General features: G+C 69.8%; 18 protein-coding genes. 10 read left to right on the forward strand and 8 right to left on the reverse strand.

What is annotated here, in order from left to right:
* Positions 1-246: 246 nt before the first annotated feature.
* The 7 genes from I6N91_RS02590 (at position 247) to I6N91_RS02620 (ending at position 7,218) form a co-directional block, all read left to right on the forward strand.
* Positions 247-1,671 (forward strand): fumarylacetoacetate hydrolase family protein, encoded by a 1,425-nt coding sequence (locus I6N91_RS02590; protein WP_374058901.1) that lies wholly within the window; start codon positions 247-249, stop codon positions 1,669-1,671.
* Entirely contained in the window at positions 1,643-2,344 is a 702-nt protein-coding gene (locus I6N91_RS02595) for a GntR family transcriptional regulator (protein ID WP_198810355.1), read from the forward strand. The genes I6N91_RS02590 and I6N91_RS02595 overlap by 29 nt, the downstream gene beginning before the upstream one ends.
* Before the next feature lie 9 nt (positions 2,345-2,353).
* A complete protein-coding gene (gene hpaE, locus I6N91_RS02600) occupies positions 2,354-3,895 on the forward strand; it encodes a 5-carboxymethyl-2-hydroxymuconate semialdehyde dehydrogenase (protein WP_198810356.1) in 1,542 nt (513 codons plus the stop codon).
* A gap of 51 nt (positions 3,896-3,946) precedes the next feature.
* Entirely contained in the window at positions 3,947-5,023 is a 1,077-nt protein-coding gene (hpaD, locus tag I6N91_RS02605) for a 3,4-dihydroxyphenylacetate 2,3-dioxygenase (protein ID WP_198810357.1), read from the forward strand.
* Between the two features lie 53 nt (positions 5,024-5,076).
* A complete protein-coding gene (gene hpaH, locus I6N91_RS02610; RefSeq protein ID WP_198810358.1) occupies positions 5,077-5,862 on the forward strand; it encodes a 2-oxo-hept-4-ene-1,7-dioate hydratase in 786 nt (261 codons plus the stop codon).
* On the forward strand, positions 5,847-6,659 hold the full coding sequence (locus I6N91_RS02615; protein WP_198810359.1) for an HpcH/HpaI aldolase/citrate lyase family protein: 813 nt from the start codon (positions 5,847-5,849) through the stop codon (positions 6,657-6,659). The genes hpaH and I6N91_RS02615 overlap by 16 nt, the downstream gene beginning before the upstream one ends.
* 97 nt (positions 6,660-6,756) lie before the next feature.
* Positions 6,757-7,218 carry a hypothetical protein gene (locus tag I6N91_RS02620; protein ID WP_198810360.1) on the forward strand — a complete coding sequence of 154 codons (462 nt, stop codon included), beginning with the start codon at positions 6,757-6,759 and terminating at the stop codon, positions 7,216-7,218.
* A 33-nt stretch (positions 7,219-7,251) separates the two neighbouring features.
* On the opposite strand, the gene I6N91_RS02625 is transcribed toward I6N91_RS02620, so the two are convergent.
* Positions 7,252-7,875: a hypothetical protein gene (locus I6N91_RS02625; protein ID WP_198810361.1), complete on the reverse strand. Its 624-nt coding sequence runs from the start codon at positions 7,873-7,875 to the stop codon at positions 7,252-7,254.
* Between the two features lie 157 nt (positions 7,876-8,032).
* Entirely contained in the window at positions 8,033-9,904 is a 1,872-nt protein-coding gene (locus I6N91_RS02630) for a S8 family serine peptidase (RefSeq protein ID WP_233091376.1), read from the reverse strand.
* 226 nt (positions 9,905-10,130) lie between these two features.
* Here I6N91_RS02630 and I6N91_RS02635 point away from each other — a divergent pair, with 226 nt between their 5' ends.
* The 3 genes from I6N91_RS02635 to I6N91_RS02645 all read left to right on the forward strand — a co-directional run bounded on the left by I6N91_RS02635 (position 10,131) and on the right by I6N91_RS02645 (position 12,129).
* Complete coding sequence (locus I6N91_RS02635) at positions 10,131-10,655, forward strand: GNAT family N-acetyltransferase (RefSeq protein ID WP_198810362.1); 525 nt, start codon at positions 10,131-10,133, stop codon at positions 10,653-10,655.
* Between the two features lie 50 nt (positions 10,656-10,705).
* On the forward strand, positions 10,706-11,572 hold the full coding sequence (locus tag I6N91_RS02640) for a phytanoyl-CoA dioxygenase family protein (RefSeq protein WP_233091377.1): 867 nt from the start codon (positions 10,706-10,708) through the stop codon (positions 11,570-11,572).
* Positions 11,573-11,685: 113 nt separating this feature from the next.
* Complete coding sequence (locus I6N91_RS02645; protein ID WP_198810364.1) at positions 11,686-12,129, forward strand: aminoacyl-tRNA deacylase; 444 nt, start codon at positions 11,686-11,688, stop codon at positions 12,127-12,129.
* Positions 12,130-12,162: 33 nt separating this feature from the next.
* Here the strand turns inward: I6N91_RS02645 and I6N91_RS02650 are convergent, their stop codons facing one another.
* From I6N91_RS02650 to mihF, 6 genes are all read right to left on the reverse strand, one after another.
* Positions 12,163-14,271 carry a primosomal protein N' gene (locus tag I6N91_RS02650; protein ID WP_198810365.1) on the reverse strand — a complete coding sequence of 703 codons (2,109 nt, stop codon included), beginning with the start codon at positions 14,269-14,271 and terminating at the stop codon, positions 12,163-12,165.
* A 19-nt stretch (positions 14,272-14,290) separates the two neighbouring features.
* Positions 14,291-15,505: a methionine adenosyltransferase gene (gene metK / locus I6N91_RS02655; RefSeq protein WP_307843211.1), complete on the reverse strand. Its 1,215-nt coding sequence runs from the start codon at positions 15,503-15,505 to the stop codon at positions 14,291-14,293.
* 62 nt (positions 15,506-15,567) lie between these two features.
* Entirely contained in the window at positions 15,568-16,788 is a 1,221-nt protein-coding gene (gene coaBC, locus I6N91_RS02660) for a bifunctional phosphopantothenoylcysteine decarboxylase/phosphopantothenate--cysteine ligase CoaBC (RefSeq protein ID WP_198810366.1), read from the reverse strand.
* 25 nt (positions 16,789-16,813) lie between these two features.
* Positions 16,814-17,074: a DNA-directed RNA polymerase subunit omega gene (gene rpoZ, locus I6N91_RS02665; protein WP_120165450.1), complete on the reverse strand. Its 261-nt coding sequence runs from the start codon at positions 17,072-17,074 to the stop codon at positions 16,814-16,816.
* A 57-nt stretch (positions 17,075-17,131) separates the two neighbouring features.
* Entirely contained in the window at positions 17,132-17,701 is a 570-nt protein-coding gene (gene gmk / locus I6N91_RS02670; RefSeq protein ID WP_120165449.1) for a guanylate kinase, read from the reverse strand.
* Between the two features lie 8 nt (positions 17,702-17,709).
* The gene (gene mihF / locus I6N91_RS02675; RefSeq protein WP_198810367.1) at positions 17,710-18,048 is read right to left on the reverse strand and encodes an integration host factor, actinobacterial type; all 339 of its coding nucleotides are present in this window, start codon (positions 18,046-18,048) and stop codon (positions 17,710-17,712) included.
* Between the last annotated feature and the right edge of the window lie 99 nt (positions 18,049-18,147).

Raw genomic sequence — 18,147 nt, forward strand, 5'->3', positions numbered from 1 at the left:
CTATCGTACGGCTGATGCTACTGCCGGGCCGGTGAGCGGACAAGGCCCGGCTTCCCGGCACTCCGGGGGTCGAACGGCGGACCGGGCGGTGGCTCTCCATTTCCCTGGTCGGAGCGGCGTACCTCCGGTCCTTGACGTGCCCTCCGGCTCCTCCTAGGCTTCGTATACGATTTCGTACTGCCTGAGGAGCGCCCCCTGGAACTGGCCACCGAATCCACCCTGGCCGCGGCCCGCAAGGTCATCGCCGTGCACCTCAACTATCCGAGCCGGGCCGCCCAGCGGGGACGCACCCCGGAGCAGCCCTCCTACTTCCTCAAGCCGCCGTCCTCCCTGGCGCTCAGCGGATCCCCCGTCGAGCGCCCGGCCGGCTGTGAACTCCTCGGCTTCGAGGGCGAGATCGCGCTGATCATCGGCAGGCCGGCACGCCGCGTCGGCATCGACGCCGCCTGGAGCCACGTCGGCTGGGTGAGCGCCGGCAACGACCTGGGCGTCTACGACCTGCGGTACGCGGACAAGGGCTCCAACCTGCGGTCCAAGGGAGGCGACGGGTTCACCCCCATCGGCCCCGGCCTCATTCCCGCGGACTCTGTGGATCCGGCCTCCCTGCGCATCCGCACCTGGCACAACGGCGCCCTGGTCCAGGACGACACCACCGCGGACCTGCTCTTTCCCTTCGCGCGGCTCATCGCCGACCTGTCCCAGCTGCTGACCCTTGAGCCCGGTGACATCATCCTCACCGGCACCCCCGCGGGGGCCTCGGTCGCCGCGCCCGGCGACGTCATCGAGGTAGAAGTCTCGGACGCCCGGACGGCGGACGGGAGCCCCGGGCCCACCTCCGGGCGGCTGCTCACCCGCGTCGAGCAGGGATCGGTTCACTTCGCTGACTTCGGCGCTCTCCCCCGGGCCGATGACCTCCAGCGGGAGGAAGCGTATGGATCCCGCGAAGCCGCGGGCCTGCCGACACCGGAACCGGTCCTCACCCCGGCGTTGAAGGCGGCGCTTGAAAGCGTCTCCACCGCCACCCTGTCCTCCCAGCTCCGCAAGCGCGGGCTCAATAACGTGAGCATTGACGGGCTCACCTCCACCCGCCCGGAAAAGCGGATCGTGGGGCTGGCCCGCACCCTGCGGTACGTGCCCAACCGGGAGGATCTCTTTGCCGGCCATGGCGGAGGCTACAACGCGCAGAAACGGGCAATCGACTCCGTCAACGAGGGCGAGGTCCTGGTGATGGAGGCGCGGGGGGAAAAGGGAACGGGCACCGTCGGGGACATCCTGGCCCTGCGCGCCCAGGTCCGCGGCGCCGCAGCCATCATCACCGACGGCGGGGTCCGGGATGTCTCCGCCGTGGCCGCCCTGGACATGCCCACCTACTACGCCAATCCCCATCCCGCCGTCCTCGGCCGCCGGCACATCCCGTGGGACACCGACATCACCATCGCCTGCGGCGGCGCCACGGTCCAGCCCGGCGACATCATCGTCGCGGACGCCGACGGCATCCTGGTGATCCCGCCGGCACTCGCCGGGGAACTCGCCGGAGATTCAATCGCCCAGGAGCGCGAGGAAGCGTTTATCGCCGAAATGGTCGAACAGGGCCACAGCGTCGACGGGCTCTACCCCCTGAACGCCGCCTGGCGCACCCGGTATGACCAGTGGGCGGCGGAGCGTGGCTGAGGCCGTTCCGGCGGCGCCCGCCGGCAGCAAGTCCGAGCAGGCCTACGCGCTCATCAAGGCCCGCATCGTCGAGGGCACCTACTCCCCCGGTCACCGGCTGGTGCTCGCGCGGATCGCCGGGGACCTGGGGGTGAGCGTTGTGCCGATCCGTGAGGCGATCCGCCGGCTCGAGGCCGAAGGCCTGGTGACCTTCGAGCGCAATATCGGTGCCACCGTGGCGGGAATCGATCCCACCGAATACCTCTACACGATGCAGACCCTCAGCATCATCGAGGGCGCGGCCACCGCCTTGTCCTCACCCCTGCTCGGGGCCGCTGACATCGCCCGGGCCCGGGGCGTCAACGAGGAGATGCGCGCCTGCCTGGAGGACTTTGACCCGGTGCGCTTCACCCGGCTCAATCAGGAGTTCCACAGCGTCCTGTTCGAGCACTGCCCCAACCCGCACATCCTTGACCTCGTGCACCGCGGCTGGAACCGGCTGGCCTCCCTGCGATCCTCGACCTTCCGCTTCGTTCCCGGCCGCGCCACCGAGTCCGTCGATGAGCATGAAGCGCTGCTGCGGCTCATCGAGTCGCAGGCGGACGCCGACGCCATCGAGAAGGCCGCCCGCCTCCACCGCAGTGCCACCCTTGACGCCTACCTCGCGCAGTCCTCTGCCGCCGATTCCAGTTAGGAACCTCCAATGACGACCTCCAGCAGCACAGCACTCGGCCAGCACGTTCCGGAGGGGCTGCCCTCGCATATCCAGCACTACATCGGCGGGGAGTTCGTTGACTCGCTCGGCGGGCAGACCTTCGACGTCCTGGACCCGGTGTCCAACACCACCTACGCCACCGCGGCCGCCGGTCAGCAGGAGGACGTCAACCGGGCCGTCACCGCCGCCCGGAGGGCCTTCCTCGAGGGCCCGTGGCCGACGATGAAGCCGCGCGAACGCGCCCGGGTCCTCAACCGGATCGCCGACGCCGTCGAGGCGCAGGAATCCCGGCTCGCCGAACTCGAAACCTTCGACACCGGCCTGCCGATCACCCAGGCCAAGGGGCAGGCGCTGCGCGCGGCGGAAAACTTCCGCTTCTTCGCCGACCTCATCGTGGCCCAGTTCGACGACGCGATGAAGGTGCCCGGCTCCCAGATCAACTACGTGAACCGGAAACCGATCGGCGTCGCCGGCCTCATCACCCCCTGGAACACCCCCTTCATGCTCGAATCCTGGAAGCTCGCGCCGGCCCTGGCCACCGGCAACACGGTCGTCCTGAAGCCGGCCGAGTTCACCCCGCTGTCGGCGTCGCTCTGGGCGCAGATCTTCCGGGACGCCGGCCTGCCCGACGGGGTGTTCAACCTCGTCAACGGCCTCGGCGAGGAGGCCGGGGACGCCCTCGTGAAACACCCGGACGTGCCGCTGATCTCCTTCACCGGCGAGACCACCACCGGACAGACGATCTTCCGCAACGCCGCCGACCGCCTCAAGGGCCTGTCGATGGAACTCGGCGGGAAGTCCCCCTGCGTGGTGTTCGCCGACGCCGACCTCGACGCCGCCATCGACTCGGCCCTCTTCGGCGTCTTCTCCCTCAACGGCGAGCGCTGCACGGCAGGCTCCCGGATCCTCGTCGAACGCGCCGTGTACGAGGAGTTCTGCGGACGGTTCGCCGCCCGGGCGAAGAACATCGTCGTGGGCGATCCGCACGATCCGAAGACCGAGGTCGGGGCCCTCGTCCACCCAGTGCACTTCGAGAAGGTCGCCTCCTACGTGGAGATCGGCAAGACCGAAGGCCGGCTCCTGGCCGGCGGCGGCCGCCCCGAGCACCTGCCGGAGGGCAACTACATCGCCCCGACGGTGTTCGCCGACGTCTCCCCCGACGCCCGGATCTTCCAGGAGGAAATCTTCGGCCCCGTCGTCGCGATCACCGCCTTCGACACCGACGTCGAGGCCCTCGCCCTGGCGAACAACACCCGCTACGGGCTCGCCGCGTACATCTGGACGCAGGACCTCACGCGTGCCCACACCTTCTCCCAGGGCGTCGAGGCAGGCATGGTCTGGCTCAACAGCCACAACGTGCGCGACCTGCGCACACCCTTTGGCGGGGTGAAGGCCTCCGGGCTGGGCCACGAGGGCGGGTACCGCTCCATCGACTTCTACACCGACCAGCAGGCGGTCCACATCAGCCTCGGCCCGGTCCACACCCCGAAATTCGGAAACGTCGAGGCCTCCGCGGCCAACGAAGGCTGAAACCAGCACCCACCGCACCTCCCTCACCTGCTCGAAGAAGAGAGAACTCCAATGACCGGCTTCGTTCCCACCCCCACCCTCCCGGCGCCCGACATCGTCCGCTGCGCCTACATGGAGATCGTTGTCACCGACCTCGCACGGTCCCGCGAGTTCTACGTCGGCGTCCTCGGCCTCCATGTCACCGAGGAGGACGAAAACACCATCTACCTGCGCTCCCTCGAGGAATTCATCCACCACAACCTGGTCCTGCGGCAGGGGCCCGTGGCGGCCGTCGCCGCCTTCGCCTACCGGGTGAAGTCGCCCGCCGAGGTGGACGCCGCGGAGGCGTATTACAAGGAACTGGGCTGCCGCACCGAGCGCCGCCCGGAAGGGTTCACCAAGGGGATCGGCGATTCGGTCCGCGTCGAGGACCCGCTGGGCTTCCCCTACGAATTCTTCTACGAGACCGAGCACGTCGAACGCCTGACCCAGCGCTACGACCTCTACTCCGCCGGAGAACTGGTCCGTCTCGACCACTTCAACCAGGTCACCCCCGACGTCCCCCGCGGCCGCAAATACCTCGAGGACCTCGGCTTCCGGGTCTCCGAGGACATTCAGGATTCCGACGGCGTCACCTACGCCGCCTGGCTGCACCGCAAGCAGACCGTCCACGACACCGCCCTGACCGGCGGCGACGGCCCGCGCATGCACCACGTCGCCTTCGCCACGCACGAAAAGCACAACATCATCCAGATCTGCGACAAGATGGGGGCCCTGCGGATCTCGGACCGGATCGAACGCGGGCCCGGCCGGCACGGGGTCTCCAACGCGTTCTACCTTTACATCCTCGACCCGGACGGGCACCGGATCGAGATCTACACGCAGGACTACTACACGGGCGACCCCGACAACCCCACGGTGACCTGGGATGTGCACGACAACCAGCGCCGGGACTGGTGGGGAAACCCCGTCGTCCCCAGCTGGTACACCGAGGCCTCTCTCGTGCTCGACCTCGACGGCAACCCCCAGCCCGTCGTGGCCCGCGAGGACAAGAGCGAAATGGCTGTCACCGTCGGCGCCGACGGCTTCTCCTACACCCGCCAGCCTGGCGGGGAGGACAAGGGATTCAAGGTCGGCGCCCAGCTCTGACCCCGGGGCCCGCCGAGGGCGCCTCCCCTTCCTGCTGCTGAATGGAGCACCGAATGCTGAATCCGGCCACCATCGAATCGATAGCCGACGAACTGCTTGAAGCTGGACGGTCCCGCACCCCGGTTCCCCTGCTCACGGCCCGCTACCCCGCCATGACCGTCGAGGACTCCTACGCCGTCCAGCGCCTGTGGCGACAGCGCAGCGAGGACGCCGGCCGCCGGCTGGTGGGCCGGAAGATCGGTCTCACCTCGAGGGCAATGCAGGCGGCCACGGGCATCACCGAGCCCGACTACGGTGCGATTTTCGACGACATGGTCTTCGAATCCGGGTGCTCGGTGCAGTGGGACCGGTACACCCGTCCCCGGGTGGAGGTGGAGCTGGCCTTCGTACTCAAGACCGACCTCGCCGGACCGGGCTGCACGATCATCGACGTCCTCAACGCCACCGACTACGTCGTGCCCGCCCTGGAGATCCTCGATTCCCGGATCGAGATGGAGGGACGCACGATTGTGGACACCATCGCCGACAACGCCGCTATGGGCGCCATGGTGCTCGGCGGCAATCCGGTGCGCCCGGAGGCGGTCGACCTGCGCTGGGTGGCCGCCATCCTCTACAAGAACCAGACGGTCGAGGAGACGGGCGTGGCCGCCGGCGTCCTGAACCATCCCGCCGCCGGGGTGCACTGGCTCGCCAACAAGATCGCCGCCCATGGGGAGGGCATGAAGGCCGGAGACACCATCCTCGCCGGTTCCTTCACCCGGCCGCTCTGGGTCGACCCCGGAGATACGATCCACGCCGACTACGGACCCCTGGGGAGCATCACATGCCGCTTCGACTAGCACCCGACGCCACCTTCCGGGAGGCACTGGCCGCCGCGGACCGCCCGCTGGCCGGCATGTGGGTCTGCTCCGGCAGCCCCCTGGTCGCCGAGATCTGCGCCGGGTCCGGCCTCGACTGGCTCCTGGTGGATGCCGAACACAGCCCCAACGGCCTCGAATCCATCCTCGCCCAGCTCCAGGCCATCAACGGGTACCCAATCACCACCCTGGTCCGCCCACCGGCCAACGACACGGTGCTCATCAAGCAGTACCTTGACCTCGGCGTGCAGAACCTGCTCGTGCCAATGGTGAACACCGCCGCCGAGGCCGCGGCGGCCGTCGCCGCAACCCGCTACCCGCCCTCCGGCGTGCGCGGTGTGGGCTCCGCCCTGGCCCGGGCCGCCCGGTGGAACCGGATCCCCGGCTACCTGGCGCGCGCAGGCGAAACCATCAGCGTCACCGTCCAGATCGAGTCCACGGCGGCGGTCGACGCCGTCGAGGACATCCTCGCCGTGGACGGGGTCGACGCGATCTTCCTCGGCCCGTCGGACCTCGCCGCGTCGATGGGGCACCTCGGGGAACAGGAACACCCGGACGTGCGCGCCGCCGTCGAGAAGTGCCTGCGCGCCGCCCACGCCGCCGGCACGCCGGCCGGCGTCAACGCCTTCCGGCCCGAAACGGCGCGCGGCTACCTCGACGCCGGTGCCTCCTTTCTCCTCGTCGGGGCCGACGTCGCCCTCCTGGCGCGCGGTTCCGAAGCCCTGGCCGCCGAGTACACCGCGGACGACTCCACCGGCGGTTCCCCGGCCGGCTACTGAGGCCGGCGGCGGGGGTTCCTTGCATCTGGGCGCCCCGGTGCTACATTGGCTGCACGCGGCGGGTCACTGGGGATTCCCGCACGGTCAGGGGGAACCGGTGGGGACGAGAGATGCTGCGCGCGGAGCTCAGGCAGGAGGACCGCCTTCGGGCCTGGTCCGCACCGAACCGCTGGTCGGAATCCTTGTCCTGACGGCGGTGACCGGCTGGTTGACCAGCTGGAAGCCGGCCCCGGTGACGGCCGGTGTCCTGGCCGCCATCTTCCTCGCGTTCGCGGCCCAGCTCCTCAACGCGACCCTCGACAACCTCCGCACCTCAGGGCCGGCGGGCCCGCGCCGGCCGTCGATGGCTCTCGGCGCGGCGGCTCTCCTCCTGCCCGTCCTGCTGATCCTGCTCAGCAGCTACTCCTTGATCGTGGGGAACAACCTCTTCTCCCTCACCGGGCTCGCCGTCGGCGTCCTGCTGTTCTGGGCAGGCAGGATCTCCCTCGACGCCCTGCGGAGTACGGGAAGCCCGGAGAGGGCGCTGGTCGAACCGAACGAAGGCTCACGACAAACCTGACGGCGCCGCCCTCTGGAGAGGCCTCCGCCCGACTCAAGCCGGGGCGGGGACCGCCTGCCGGGTGCGCTCAGCCAGCTGGAAGGCCGTGGCAACCAGGATCAGGAGAACTCCTACCGTGAGCCCGGGGAGCTCGACCGCCGGGCCCGTCAGTGCGATCCCTTCAACGTCACCATCCGCGAATGGCACAAGCAACCCGAGGGAGTCTGCGACGGTGGTGGTCGCCATCGCCTCGAGCATGCCCGGGATCACCGCGGCAAGGATCAGAACAACCCCGCTGGCAGCCAGGGAGGAGGAGACCGCTTTGGCGAAGGGACGGAATTGAAGGAGGCGGTGGCTCAGCAATGCGGCCGCGGCACAGACCGCCACGCCCGCGGCACACCGGATCACCGCCGCCACCGTCAGCATGACCAGCGCGCCGATCGGAGGATCCTGCACGGTGATGAAGGCGCTTTCGTACCCGCCGGCAACGACGAACGGATTCTCCTCAGCGAACTCCGGGACGTGACCGTTGACCAGCGGCACTGACCCGGTGAAGTCGCCCTGCCACAGCGAGGCCACCTGCACGCCGGTGCCGATCACTACGCCGGCGGCAACGGCCAGTGAGACCCAGACCGCGCCCCAAAGCGTGCCTCGTTCGATCCTTGTAAACTTCCGCACCGCTGATTCCCCCATCGTGTTGCTCGTGGCGCGCCGTGGCATGAACGGCGCGAGGAGAGTCTACGTGCCGACGAGGGCTTTCCCGGAACCTCGACCGGCCGGGGTTCCGGCCGGTCGAGGTTCCGGCCGGTCGAGGTTCCGGCCGGTCGGATGGCGCCTAGAGGGAGCCGGTGGTGAAGGTCCAGCTCGAACTGGCCGACGGGTTTCCGGCCGCGTCCCGGATGCCCGTGGTTCCTCCGGTGAGCGTGACGGTGTACCGCGTGTTCGCTGCCAGGGTGACCCCGGGATTGAGGATCCACTGGTTCGTGGTGCCATTCGGTGTAACGGTCGCTGACACCGCTGCGCCGGTCGCCGTGTTCTTCAGCCGGACCGTGGTGGTCCCTGCACCCTGAATCGGCTCGCTGAAGGTGGCCGCGATGTTCGCGCCGCGCTTGACCCCGACGGCGTTGATGCCCGGGATGCGGGCAGTCACGGTGGGGGCGGGCCCGGTGGTGAAGACCCACGTCGAGGTCGCCAGCGGATTGCCGGCGGCATCCCGGATGGCGGAGGTGCCACCGGCTAGCGTCGCCGTGTACTTACGGTCGACTGCCAGGTCCGAACCCGGATTCAGCACCGCTGTGCGGGTCGTGGCGTTGTAGGTCACCGCCGCGGGAAGAACGGACCCTGCGGCGTCCTTCAGCACGAAGGAGCCGGCACCGACGCCTTGGACAGCCTCACCGAAGGTCACCGATAGGTTGTTCGCCATCGGAACGCTGACGGCGTTGATTCCGGGGGTGCGCGCGGTGACGGCGGGGGCGACCGCGTCGGAGTACAGCAGCCGGTTGGGCGTGCCGGTGGTCGCACCGGTGATGCGCCCGGGGGTTGAATTGCCGATCAGTGACGCCGACACCTGGGCGGGGGTGAGCGCGGGGTTCCGTGAAAGCAACAGGGCCGCGGCGCCGGCGGCATGCGGGGCCGCCATCGAGGTCCCGGAGATGGTTTTGGTGCCATTGACCGCGGCGACGCCGGTCGACAAGGTGTGCCAGGCGGAGGTGATGCCCACTCCCGGTGCGTACAGGTCGACGCAGGTGCCGACATTGGAGAAGGTCGCCTGCGCGTCTGCACGGTCGCTGGCGGCGATGGTCAGTGCGGCCGGGACCCGCGCCGGGGAGGCGTCGCAGGCGTCCTCCCCAGAGTTTCCTGCCGCCACGACCGCCGTCACGCCGTCATTGATGACTCCCTGCAGGGCCGCCTCCACGGTCGTGCTGACTCCGCCGCCGAGGCTGAGGTTGGCCACCGCTGGGGTGCCCGCCGGATGGTGGGCGGCGACCCAGTCAAGCCCCGCCACCACGTCGGAGGTGTAGCCGGACCCGGCACAGTCGAGCACCCGCACCGGGATGATGGTTGCGGACTTGGCGACACCGTAGGAGGCCCCCGCGACGGTTCCGGCGACGTGCGTCCCGTGTCCGTTGCAGTCCTCGGCGCCCAACCCGTCCGGCACGGCGCTCCAGCCGGGTGCGACGCGGGTGCCGAAGTCCCTGTGCGAACCCAGCACGCCGGTGTCGATCACATAGGCGCTCACGCCCGCACCGGTTGCTGAAGCCGAGTACTTTCCGGACAGCGGAAGGGCCCGCTGGTCGATGCGGTCGAGGCCCCACGGGGCGGAATACTGCGTTGCGGAGAGTCGAACCGGTGCGTCAACCTCAACGGCGGCGACCCCGGCCTTCCGCTCAAGTGCGGCGGCCTGGCCCGGGGTCGCAGTCACGACGGCGGCCCGCACCGCGGTCGAGAAGGTGCGCCCAACGCCGACGCCGCGTGAGCGCAGGTCCCGCGCCTGCGCGGCAACGTCGGAGCCGGGCGCAAACCGGACAAGGTATCGGGTCGGGGCGCCGTCCCGCTCGGCGCTGGCGAAACCGGCCGGGGCGGGGGGCGGTGGGGCGGCGGGCGGCGGGGGCGCCGGCAGTGCCATGGCCGGAGCCGTCGATGACAGCAGGACCGGGACCACCAGGGCAGCGGTCAGCACGGATCGAAGGGGGGAAGGGATACGCAACTGGTCTCCTGTTCCGGACCATGCTCCGGCGGCTCTGCCAATGTCTCAATTTGTGACATCTTGCTCATGTTTCACATCTGACCCACATGAGGCTACGGAGCAGCGAACTGCTCTGTCTACTACTTTCTTGCCCCCGGAACCGTGCTGGACGCCCGGCCGGCGGCCGGGCCTTTCGGGCGGCTGGATCTCCGCCGCCCGCTTTCGGCGGGAGTGACAGACTTGAGAAATGCTCACCTACTCCACGGACCGCCTGGCCCTGCGGAACTGGACGGAGGAGGATGCCGGCTTCGTCCTCGACCTCTATTCGCGCCCTGAGGTCCAGCGCTTTATCGGCCGAACGCCGCAGCTCATGGCGGACCCGGCGGAAGCGCGTGAGCGCCTCGAGGCCTGGCGCCGGCGGGACGACGGGGTGCACGGGATCTGGGCGGTGGAGGTAAAGGAAAGCCGGCGGCTGGCCGGGGTGCTCCTGCTCAAACCGATTCCCCTGTCCACCGGAGTGCCCGATCCGGACGGCGAGACCGAAATCGGGTGGCACTTCCACCCGGATTTTTGGGGCCGGGGCTATGCAGCCGAGGCGGCATCCACCGTGCTGCAGCACGGCTTCGCGCAGGGCCTGCAGCGGGTCGTCGCGGTCACCCATCCGCTGAACCTGCGCTCGCAGCGGGTGTGCGGGAGGATCGGAATGCGGCACCTCGGGGTGTCCACGAGGTACTACGACACCGCCTGCGAACTCTTCGCTGCCTCCGCCTGACGGATAAGATTGAGGCTTTCATGCCACAGCAGTCAATGGAAAAGGACCTCATGACAAATCTCGCCAACAGCGTTGAGCCGCTGGACATCCCGATCCCCGACGGCGCCGATGCGGAAGTGGTGGCCGCCGTGAGCGGGCTCTACACGGACGGAATCATCGCCCGGAAGGGCGCCTTCTCCCGCGAGTGGGCACAGCAGATGGCCGAAGACATCGACGTCGCTTTCAAGGAGGCCCTCTCCCGGCCCGGCGGCGCCGTCGGCCGGGGACCGAACCGCCACTACGTGGAGATCCACCCTGAGCAGATGCGGGGCTGGCTTGAGCTTGTCGACCACCCCTGGGTGCGGATGGTCTGCGAGTCCGTGCTCGGCCCGGATTACCAGTTCGTCGAGCTCGGCTTCGACATCCCCGGTGCCGGCGCCGTCAACCAGCCGTGGCACCGGGACTTCCCCATGCCGGAGGAGACCCGGGAGGGCGGACGCCTGACCTCGCTGGCCTTTAACCTCACGGCCGTCGACACCGAGGAGGACATGGGGCCCTTCGAGGTGGCCCCCACCACCCAGTGGGATCTGCCGGAGGAATTCGACCACGAGATGTTCCCCCCGAAGTCGGCCTACGGCCGCTACGAAGCGCTGGCGCAGCGGAAGTACCCGAAGATGGGTGACATCTCCGCCCGCTCGGCGCTGACCATCCACCGGGGCACCCAGAACTTCTCACAGAAGTCGCGGCCGGTCCTGGTGCTCGGGGTGGACGCCCCCGGCGCGGGTAATGCCGAGCACCACGACATGGCGGTCACCCGGAAGTTCTCCGACGCGCTCCCCGAGCGCGTCCGGAACCACCTGAGCTGCCCGATCGTGGACGAGTTGACGCCGATCACCCAGAAGCACTCGATCGAGGGCCTCATGATGGGCGATGCCTAGGCGTCGGCGCGCCTGAGCCGCAACCGGCGGCGTGCCGCCCAGTCTGTCGGACACAAGCCCGGCGGGACCGCGAAGCTGCGGATCCCGCCGGGCAGCAGAAGGAGGGGTTCCTGGTGGAAACGGGACGGGAACGGGTGGAAGCCGACGCGGCCGCACGGGGCATCTCCGTCGAATTCGTGGAGCGCACACACGCCGCCGAGCTCGGGCTCGACCGGGCAGACTTCGTGAAATCGATGCTGGTCAAGCGCCATAACGGCACCTTCCTCTTCGCGCTGGTCCCCCTGGACCGGCAGATCGCCTGGCCGAAGCTTCGGGCAGTGGTGGGCGTCAACAAGCTCCTGCTCCCCGACGCATCCGTGGCCCTTGCCGTGACCGGGTACGAACGCGGCACCATCACCCCGCTCGGCAGCGCCATGACCTGGCCGGTGTTCGCCGACGAACGGATCGCCGGCCGGCGGATCGGCATGGGCAGCGGCGAACACGGTGTCGGGGCCGTGGTGGACGCCGATCAGCTCATCGCGGGCCTGCAGGCCACGGTCGCCGACATCTCGGCCTGAGGCGCGGCGCCTGCGGGCGCCGGACCCGCCCGGCTACAGCAGGTCCAGGGCGTCGCAGCGGATGGACACGGGCTCGGTGGTGCGCCGGGCCGAAAGCACCGCGCGGCGGGTTCGCAGCGCCCCGACCGCCGCAGCGGCTCCGCGGTAGTTGAAGAACAGGAGCAGCCGGCTCGCCCCATCGCCGGCGAGGTGGCCTGGATCCCTTTCGGCGGCCCGCCACGGCGGCGGCGGCGCCGGAACCGGCCCGACGGTGCGCAGGAACAGGTCCGGCTCGATTCCCTCCATAAAGGCCGCCAGTGCCTCACGGCTTCCGGTCAGCGCCGCGTACCGGACCGCCGGAGGAAGGCCCAGTTCGTGGCGCAGCGCCGCCTCGCGGGCCGCAGCGCCCATCGGATCCCAGCGCACGAGGTGCCCCGCGGTCGTGTCGTCGTCGGCCGAAACGACCACCAGGCCGCCCTCGCCGGCCGGACGGGCCAGCACGGCCGCCGCGAACCAGCGACGGAGGGTGTCCTCCCCGGCCCGCATCGACTCCCTGCTGAGCATAGCCGTGCCGTCGAGCAGGATGACGGCGGCATAGCCGCCCTCGGCGACGGGCTCGGCCCCGGGGGTGGCAATGACCACCGCCGGAGTGTCCGGCACGGTGTCGACAATGTGCTCGCCGGCCGAGGAGACGACGGCGGTTCCGGGGAAGGCCCGACCCAGCTCCTCGGCGGTACGGGTGGCGCCGACCACGGTGGCCCGGATCGCGGTGCCCCCGCACGTGGGGCAGTGCCAGTTCGGGTCGGGGCGCCCACACCACCGGCAGCCCAGGATGCCTCCGCGGCTCTGCTGCGCCAGCGGACCGGTGCAGTGCCGGCAGCGGGCCGGCTGACGGCAGGTGGCACAGGCGGTCGCCGGGGAGAACCCGGTGCGGGCCACCTGGAGCAGCACCGGGCCCCGGGTGAGCCCGTCCTGGGCAGCGCGCCAGGCGGCCGAGGGGATCCGTGCCTGCGCGGCGAGGGGGTCGCGCTCGAGCTGGAAGGCGTCGGTGGCGTGCTGGACGCGCGGGACCCGGCGGCGGATCTCGGAGCGCTCGGCGTGGATCGACCGCGCCCACCCCGTCTCGACGAGCCGGTGCGCCTCGGTGCTGCGGGAGACCGAGGCGATCAGCGCCGCCGTCCCCTCCTGTTCGGCGCGCAGCAGCAGCACCTCGCGGGCGTGCTGGTAGGGCGCCCGCTGCTCGAAGTGAAGGTCGTCGCCGTCATCCCACAGCACCACCAGGCCCAGATCCCGCACGGGCGCGTAGGCCGCCGACCGGGTGCCGACGGCCACCCGGGCCTGCCCATGCAGCAGGCGCAGGAAACTGCGGTAGCGCGGTGTCGGCCCGTCCTCCGCCGTCATCCGGGCCACCGCCTCTTCACCCAGCCGGCGCACCAGCGCCGCCTCCACTCGGGCAAGGTCGCGCTGGTCGGGAACGACGACGACGGCGCCTCGGCCGCTGGTGACCACCGCGGCCACCGCGTCGGCGATCTCCTCCGGCCAGGACTGCGGTCCGTACCCGCCGACCGTCGTCAGCACCGCGCGCGGGGACTCCCCGGCCGCAAGGTGCAGCAGGAACGCCTCCCCGTGCACGTACCGGCTGTAGCTGCCCGAACCGGCGGAGCGGGCGGGAACTACAGCGGGCAGCTGCACCGGTCCCGCGGCCGCGGCCGGCATGCCGTCGAACTCCTTCTCCACGCGCGCCGCCCGCGGAGGCACCGCCGCCCGCAGGACGTCGCTGACCGTCCCGGCGAAGCGCGCGGCCACTGCCCGGGCCAGCTCCAGGACGGCAGGGGTCAGGACCGGGTGGGAGGAGACCACCTTCGCGAGGGGAAGCAGCGTGGCCTTGGCCTCCGAGGACGGGATGCGGCCGGCGATGTACCCGGTGTGCTCCCGCCCGGCGAAGCGGACCTTCACCCGGGCGCCGGGCACCGCCTCGCCGTCGAGTTCCTCCGGCACGTAGTAGTCGAAGACCCGGTCGAGGTGCGGCAGCGGGGATTCGAGGATCACCTGCGCCACCGGGTTGGTCTTCGCCGCGCCGGGGCTGCCCGAGGGCAGGCGCGGCGCGCCGAAGCCATGGAGCAGTGACAGCTGCCCGCCGTCGGCGCCCGTGCTGGTGGTCATAGGGAAATTATGCCGCCGATCAGGCGTTGAAGTAGCTCCGCAGCTTGTCGACGCGGTCGGTCAGCTCCCAGTTGAACCCTTCGTCCTCCCGGCCGAAGTGCCCGTGGGCCGCGGTCTTCTGGTAGATGGGCCGCTTGAGGTCGAGGGCGTTGATGATGCCGAGCGGGCGCAGGTCGAAAATTTCCCGGATCGCCCTGCCGATCCCCAGGGGGTCGACCGTCTCGGTGCCGAAGGTCTCGACGTAGATCCCGACCGGATGCGCCATGCCGATGGCGTAGGCGACCTGGATTTCGGCCCGGCGGGCCAGACCTGCGGCCACGACGTTCTTGGCGACCCAGCGCATGGCGTAGGCGGCCGAACGGTCGACCTTCGAGGGGTCCTTGCCGCTGAAGGCTCCCCCGCCGTGGCGGGCGCTTCCGCCGTAGGTGTCGACGATGATCTTCCGGCCGGTCAGGCCGGCGTCCCCGACCGGACCGCCGATCACGAAGGCGCCGCCCGGGTTGAGGATGTGCCGCACGGAGGAGGCATCGAGGTCGGAGGTTTCGAGGACCGGGTTGATGACATGGGCAACGAGGTCCGCGCGCAGCTCGTCGAGGGAAACCTCGGCGGCGTGCTGGGAGGAGATGACGACGGAGTCGACCGAGACCGGGGTGTCGCCGTCGTAGCCGATGGTGACCTGGGTCTTGCCGTCGGGCCGCAGGTAGGGAAGCGTGCCGTCCTTGCGCACGGCCGTCAGCTGCTCCGAGAGCCGGTGCGCCAGCCAGATCGGCGCGGGCATGAGCACGGGGGTCTCGTCGCTGGCGTAGCCGAACATGATGCCCTGGTCGCCGGCACCCTGGGCGTCATAGGGGTCGAGGCCTTTTCCTTCGCGCACCTCGAGCGAGTGGAAGACTCCGGAGGCGATTTCCGGGGACTGCTGACCGATGGAAACCGAGACGCCGCACCGGGCGCCGTCGAAGCCGTTGGCCGAGGAGTCGTAGCCGATCCCCAGGATCGTGTTGCGCACGATCTCGGGGATCTCGACATACGCCTCGGTGGTGACCTCGCCCGCGACATGGACCAGGCCGGTGGTGACCAGTGTCTCCACGGCCACCCGGGCGTCAGGGTCCGCCTGGAGCATGGCATCGAGGATGGCATCGCTGATCTGGTCGCAGATCTTATCCGGGTGGCCCTCGGTGACCGACTCGGAGCTGAAAAGCCGCAGCGCGGCAGGATTGGGGCTGGCAGGATTCACGTGCTCACTCTACTTGGTTCGGGTTCGTAAGGTGCGGGCGGCGTAACAGGAACCGCGCGGGTTCAGGCGTTCAGCGCCGCCGCGGCGCGGGCGAGGACCGCCTCGGCGACCTCGCGTTTGCTGCCCTGGACCGGCTCCGGTTCGCTGCCGTCCGCCGCCAGGATGAGCGCGGCGCTGGTGTCGGAACCAAAGACCAGGTCCCGGCCGACGACGTTGAGAACGAGCAGGTCGCAGCCCTTGCGTTTGAGTTTCAGCTGGGCGTGCGTCAGCGGGTCCGTGTCCGGGTCACCCGTCTCGGCGGCGAAACCCACGATCACCGCCGGGCCTCCCGAGTCGGTGCGCCGCAGCACGCTCTCGGCGAGGATGTCGGGGTTGCGCACCAGCTGCAGGACGGGCTCGACCGCGTTGTCGGTCTTCTTGATCTTCGACTCCGCCACCTCCGCCGGGCGGAAGTCGGCGACGGCGGCCGCCATGATGAGCACGTCGGAGTCCGCGAGCGAGGCAAGCACGGCGCTGCGCAGCTCAAGGGCCGTCTCGACGCGGGTCAGGTGCACCCCGGCAGGGGCCGGCACCTCGACGGCGGCGGCGATGAGGTTCACCGACGCGCCGGCGGCCAGCGCCGCCTCGGCCAGGGCCATCCCCTGCTTGCCGGAGGACCGGTTGCCGAGGAAGCGCACGGGGTCGAGCGGCTCTCGGGTGCCGCCCGCGGTGATGGTGACGGTGCGTCCGGCCAGCGGGCCGGCGGCGGCACCGGTGCGGCGGCGGTGGAAAGCGAGGGCGGCGGCGAAGATGTCGGCCGGCTCGGGGAGCCGCCCGGGCCCGGAGTCGGACCCGGTCAGGCGCCCGGTGGCCGGCTCCATCACGTGGACCCCGCGGGAGCGCAGGAGGGCAACGTTCGCGGTGGTTGCGGGATGCCGCCACATCTCGGTGTGCATCGCCGGGGCCATGAACACCGGCCCGGAGGCCATCAGCAGCGTGCCCGTGAGCAGGTCGTTGGCCAGCCCGGCGGCGGCGCGCGCGAGGATGTCCGCGGTGGCCGGGGCAACCACGATCAGGTCGGCCTCGTGCCCGAGCCGGACGTGATTCACCTTTTCCACGTCGTCGAAGACGCTGTTGCTCACAGTGCGCCCGGAGAGGGCCTCCCAGGTCGCGGCGCCGACGAACTTCGTGGCATTGTCCGTCGGGATGACTGTGACTTCGTGGCCTGCCTCGGTAAAGAGGCGGAGGAGGGATGCGGCCTTGTACGCCGCGATCCCTCCTCCAACGCCGAGGACTACCCTCACGTTCGGATCCTGCCCGTCGGGGCCGTTACTCGGCCTGCTCCATGGGGGCGGCGACGAGCATTCCCTCGTCGATCTCGCGCAGGGCGATGGACAGCGGCTTCTCGTTCAGCCGGGTGTCGACCAGGGGGCCGACGTACTCGAAGAGGCCCTCGTGGAGCTGCGAGTAGTAGGCGTTGATCTGGCGGGCGCGCTTGGCACCGTAGATGACCAGGGCGTACTTCGAGTCGGATGCCTCAAGGAGCGAATCGATCGGCGGGTTGATGATGCCTTCGGGCTGTGTTGACACGGAATATCTCCAAAAATTAGCTGTTACTTGAGCTGTTACTTATTCATGGCCTGCGCTTTAGCGCTGCAGGGGGCGCAGTCCCATCAGCGAAACAAGCTCGTCAGCCGCGTGTTCGACACTGTCATTGACCACGGTGTGGTCAAACTCCGGTTCGGCGGCAAGCTCCAGTTTAGCTGTTTCCAGCCGATGCTGCTGTTCCTCGGTGCTTTCGGTGCCGCGTCCGATCAGCCGGCGGACCAATTCCTCCCACGTGGGAGGGGCCAGGAACACGAAATTGGCCTCCGGCATTGTCTCCTTGACCTGCCGGGCGCCCTGCAGGTCGATCTCCAGGAGCACGCACCGGCCCTCGTCCATGGCCTCCTGAACGGTGCTGCGCAGGGTGCCGTACCGGTTCCGGCCGTGCACTACGGCCCATTCGAGCAGCTGGCCGTCGGCGACGAGGGCGTCGAACTCCTCCGGGGAGACAAAGAAGTAGTGGACCCCGTGGACCTCGCCGGGGCGCGGGGGCCGGGTGGTGGCCGACACCGACAGCCACACGTCGGGATAGTTGTCCCGGATATAGGTGGAGACGGTCCCCTTGCCCACGGCCGTAGGCCCGGCCAGTACTGTCAGCCGCGGCTTCGACACGTAGTTCCTCACTTCCTGGCGGAGCCAGGGTTCGAATCGTTCAAATGGTCAATGAGCGCTTTGCGCTGGTGGATTCCCAGCCCGCGCACGCGGCGGGTGGGGGCTATACCGACGGCGCTCATGATGGCCGCCGCCCGTACGTCGCCCACGCCCGGGAGGGCCTTGAGCAGGTCCAGGACCTTCAGCCGCCCCACGGCCTCGTCATCGGTGCTGCTCTCGATGACTTCCGCTACTGAGACTTTACCTGCTTTGAGGCTCGACTTAATTTCCGCGCGGGCCGCCCGCGCGGCGGTGGCCTTCTTCCGCGCCTGAGTTCGTTCGACGTCCGTCAAAGGCTTCAGGCTCACAAGTGCTCCCTGCAGTAGACGGCGGCCGGCGAAGTACCGGTCACCGCTGGTCTGGTGGATTGGGCTGGCTTTGAACCTATCGCCTCGCTCGGCCCGAAA

The organism is Arthrobacter sp. MSA 4-2 (assembly GCF_016405885.1).
In the GTDB taxonomy this organism is placed as follows: Bacteria; Actinomycetota; Actinomycetes; order Actinomycetales; family Micrococcaceae; genus Arthrobacter_D.

Excerpts from the sequence above, each read along its gene's own strand:
- I6N91_RS02595 (WP_198810355.1), top strand. The coding sequence starts at position 1,643 with ATGACCAGTGGGCGGCGGAGCGTGGCTGAGGCCGTTCCGGCGGCGCCC.
- hpaE (WP_198810356.1), top strand. The coding sequence starts at position 2,354 with ATGACGACCTCCAGCAGCACAGCACTCGGCCAGCACGTTCCGGAGGGG.
- hpaD (WP_198810357.1), top strand. The coding sequence starts at position 3,947 with ATGACCGGCTTCGTTCCCACCCCCACCCTCCCGGCGCCCGACATCGTC.
- hpaH (WP_198810358.1), top strand. The coding sequence starts at position 5,077 with ATGCTGAATCCGGCCACCATCGAATCGATAGCCGACGAACTGCTTGAA.
- I6N91_RS02615 (WP_198810359.1), top strand. The coding sequence starts at position 5,847 with ATGCCGCTTCGACTAGCACCCGACGCCACCTTCCGGGAGGCACTGGCC.
- I6N91_RS02635 (WP_198810362.1), top strand. The coding sequence starts at position 10,131 with ATGCTCACCTACTCCACGGACCGCCTGGCCCTGCGGAACTGGACGGAG.
- I6N91_RS02640 (WP_233091377.1), top strand. The coding sequence starts at position 10,706 with ATGACAAATCTCGCCAACAGCGTTGAGCCGCTGGACATCCCGATCCCC.
- I6N91_RS02650 (WP_198810365.1), bottom strand. The coding sequence starts at position 14,271 with ATGACCACCAGCACGGGCGCCGACGGCGGGCAGCTGTCACTGCTCCAT.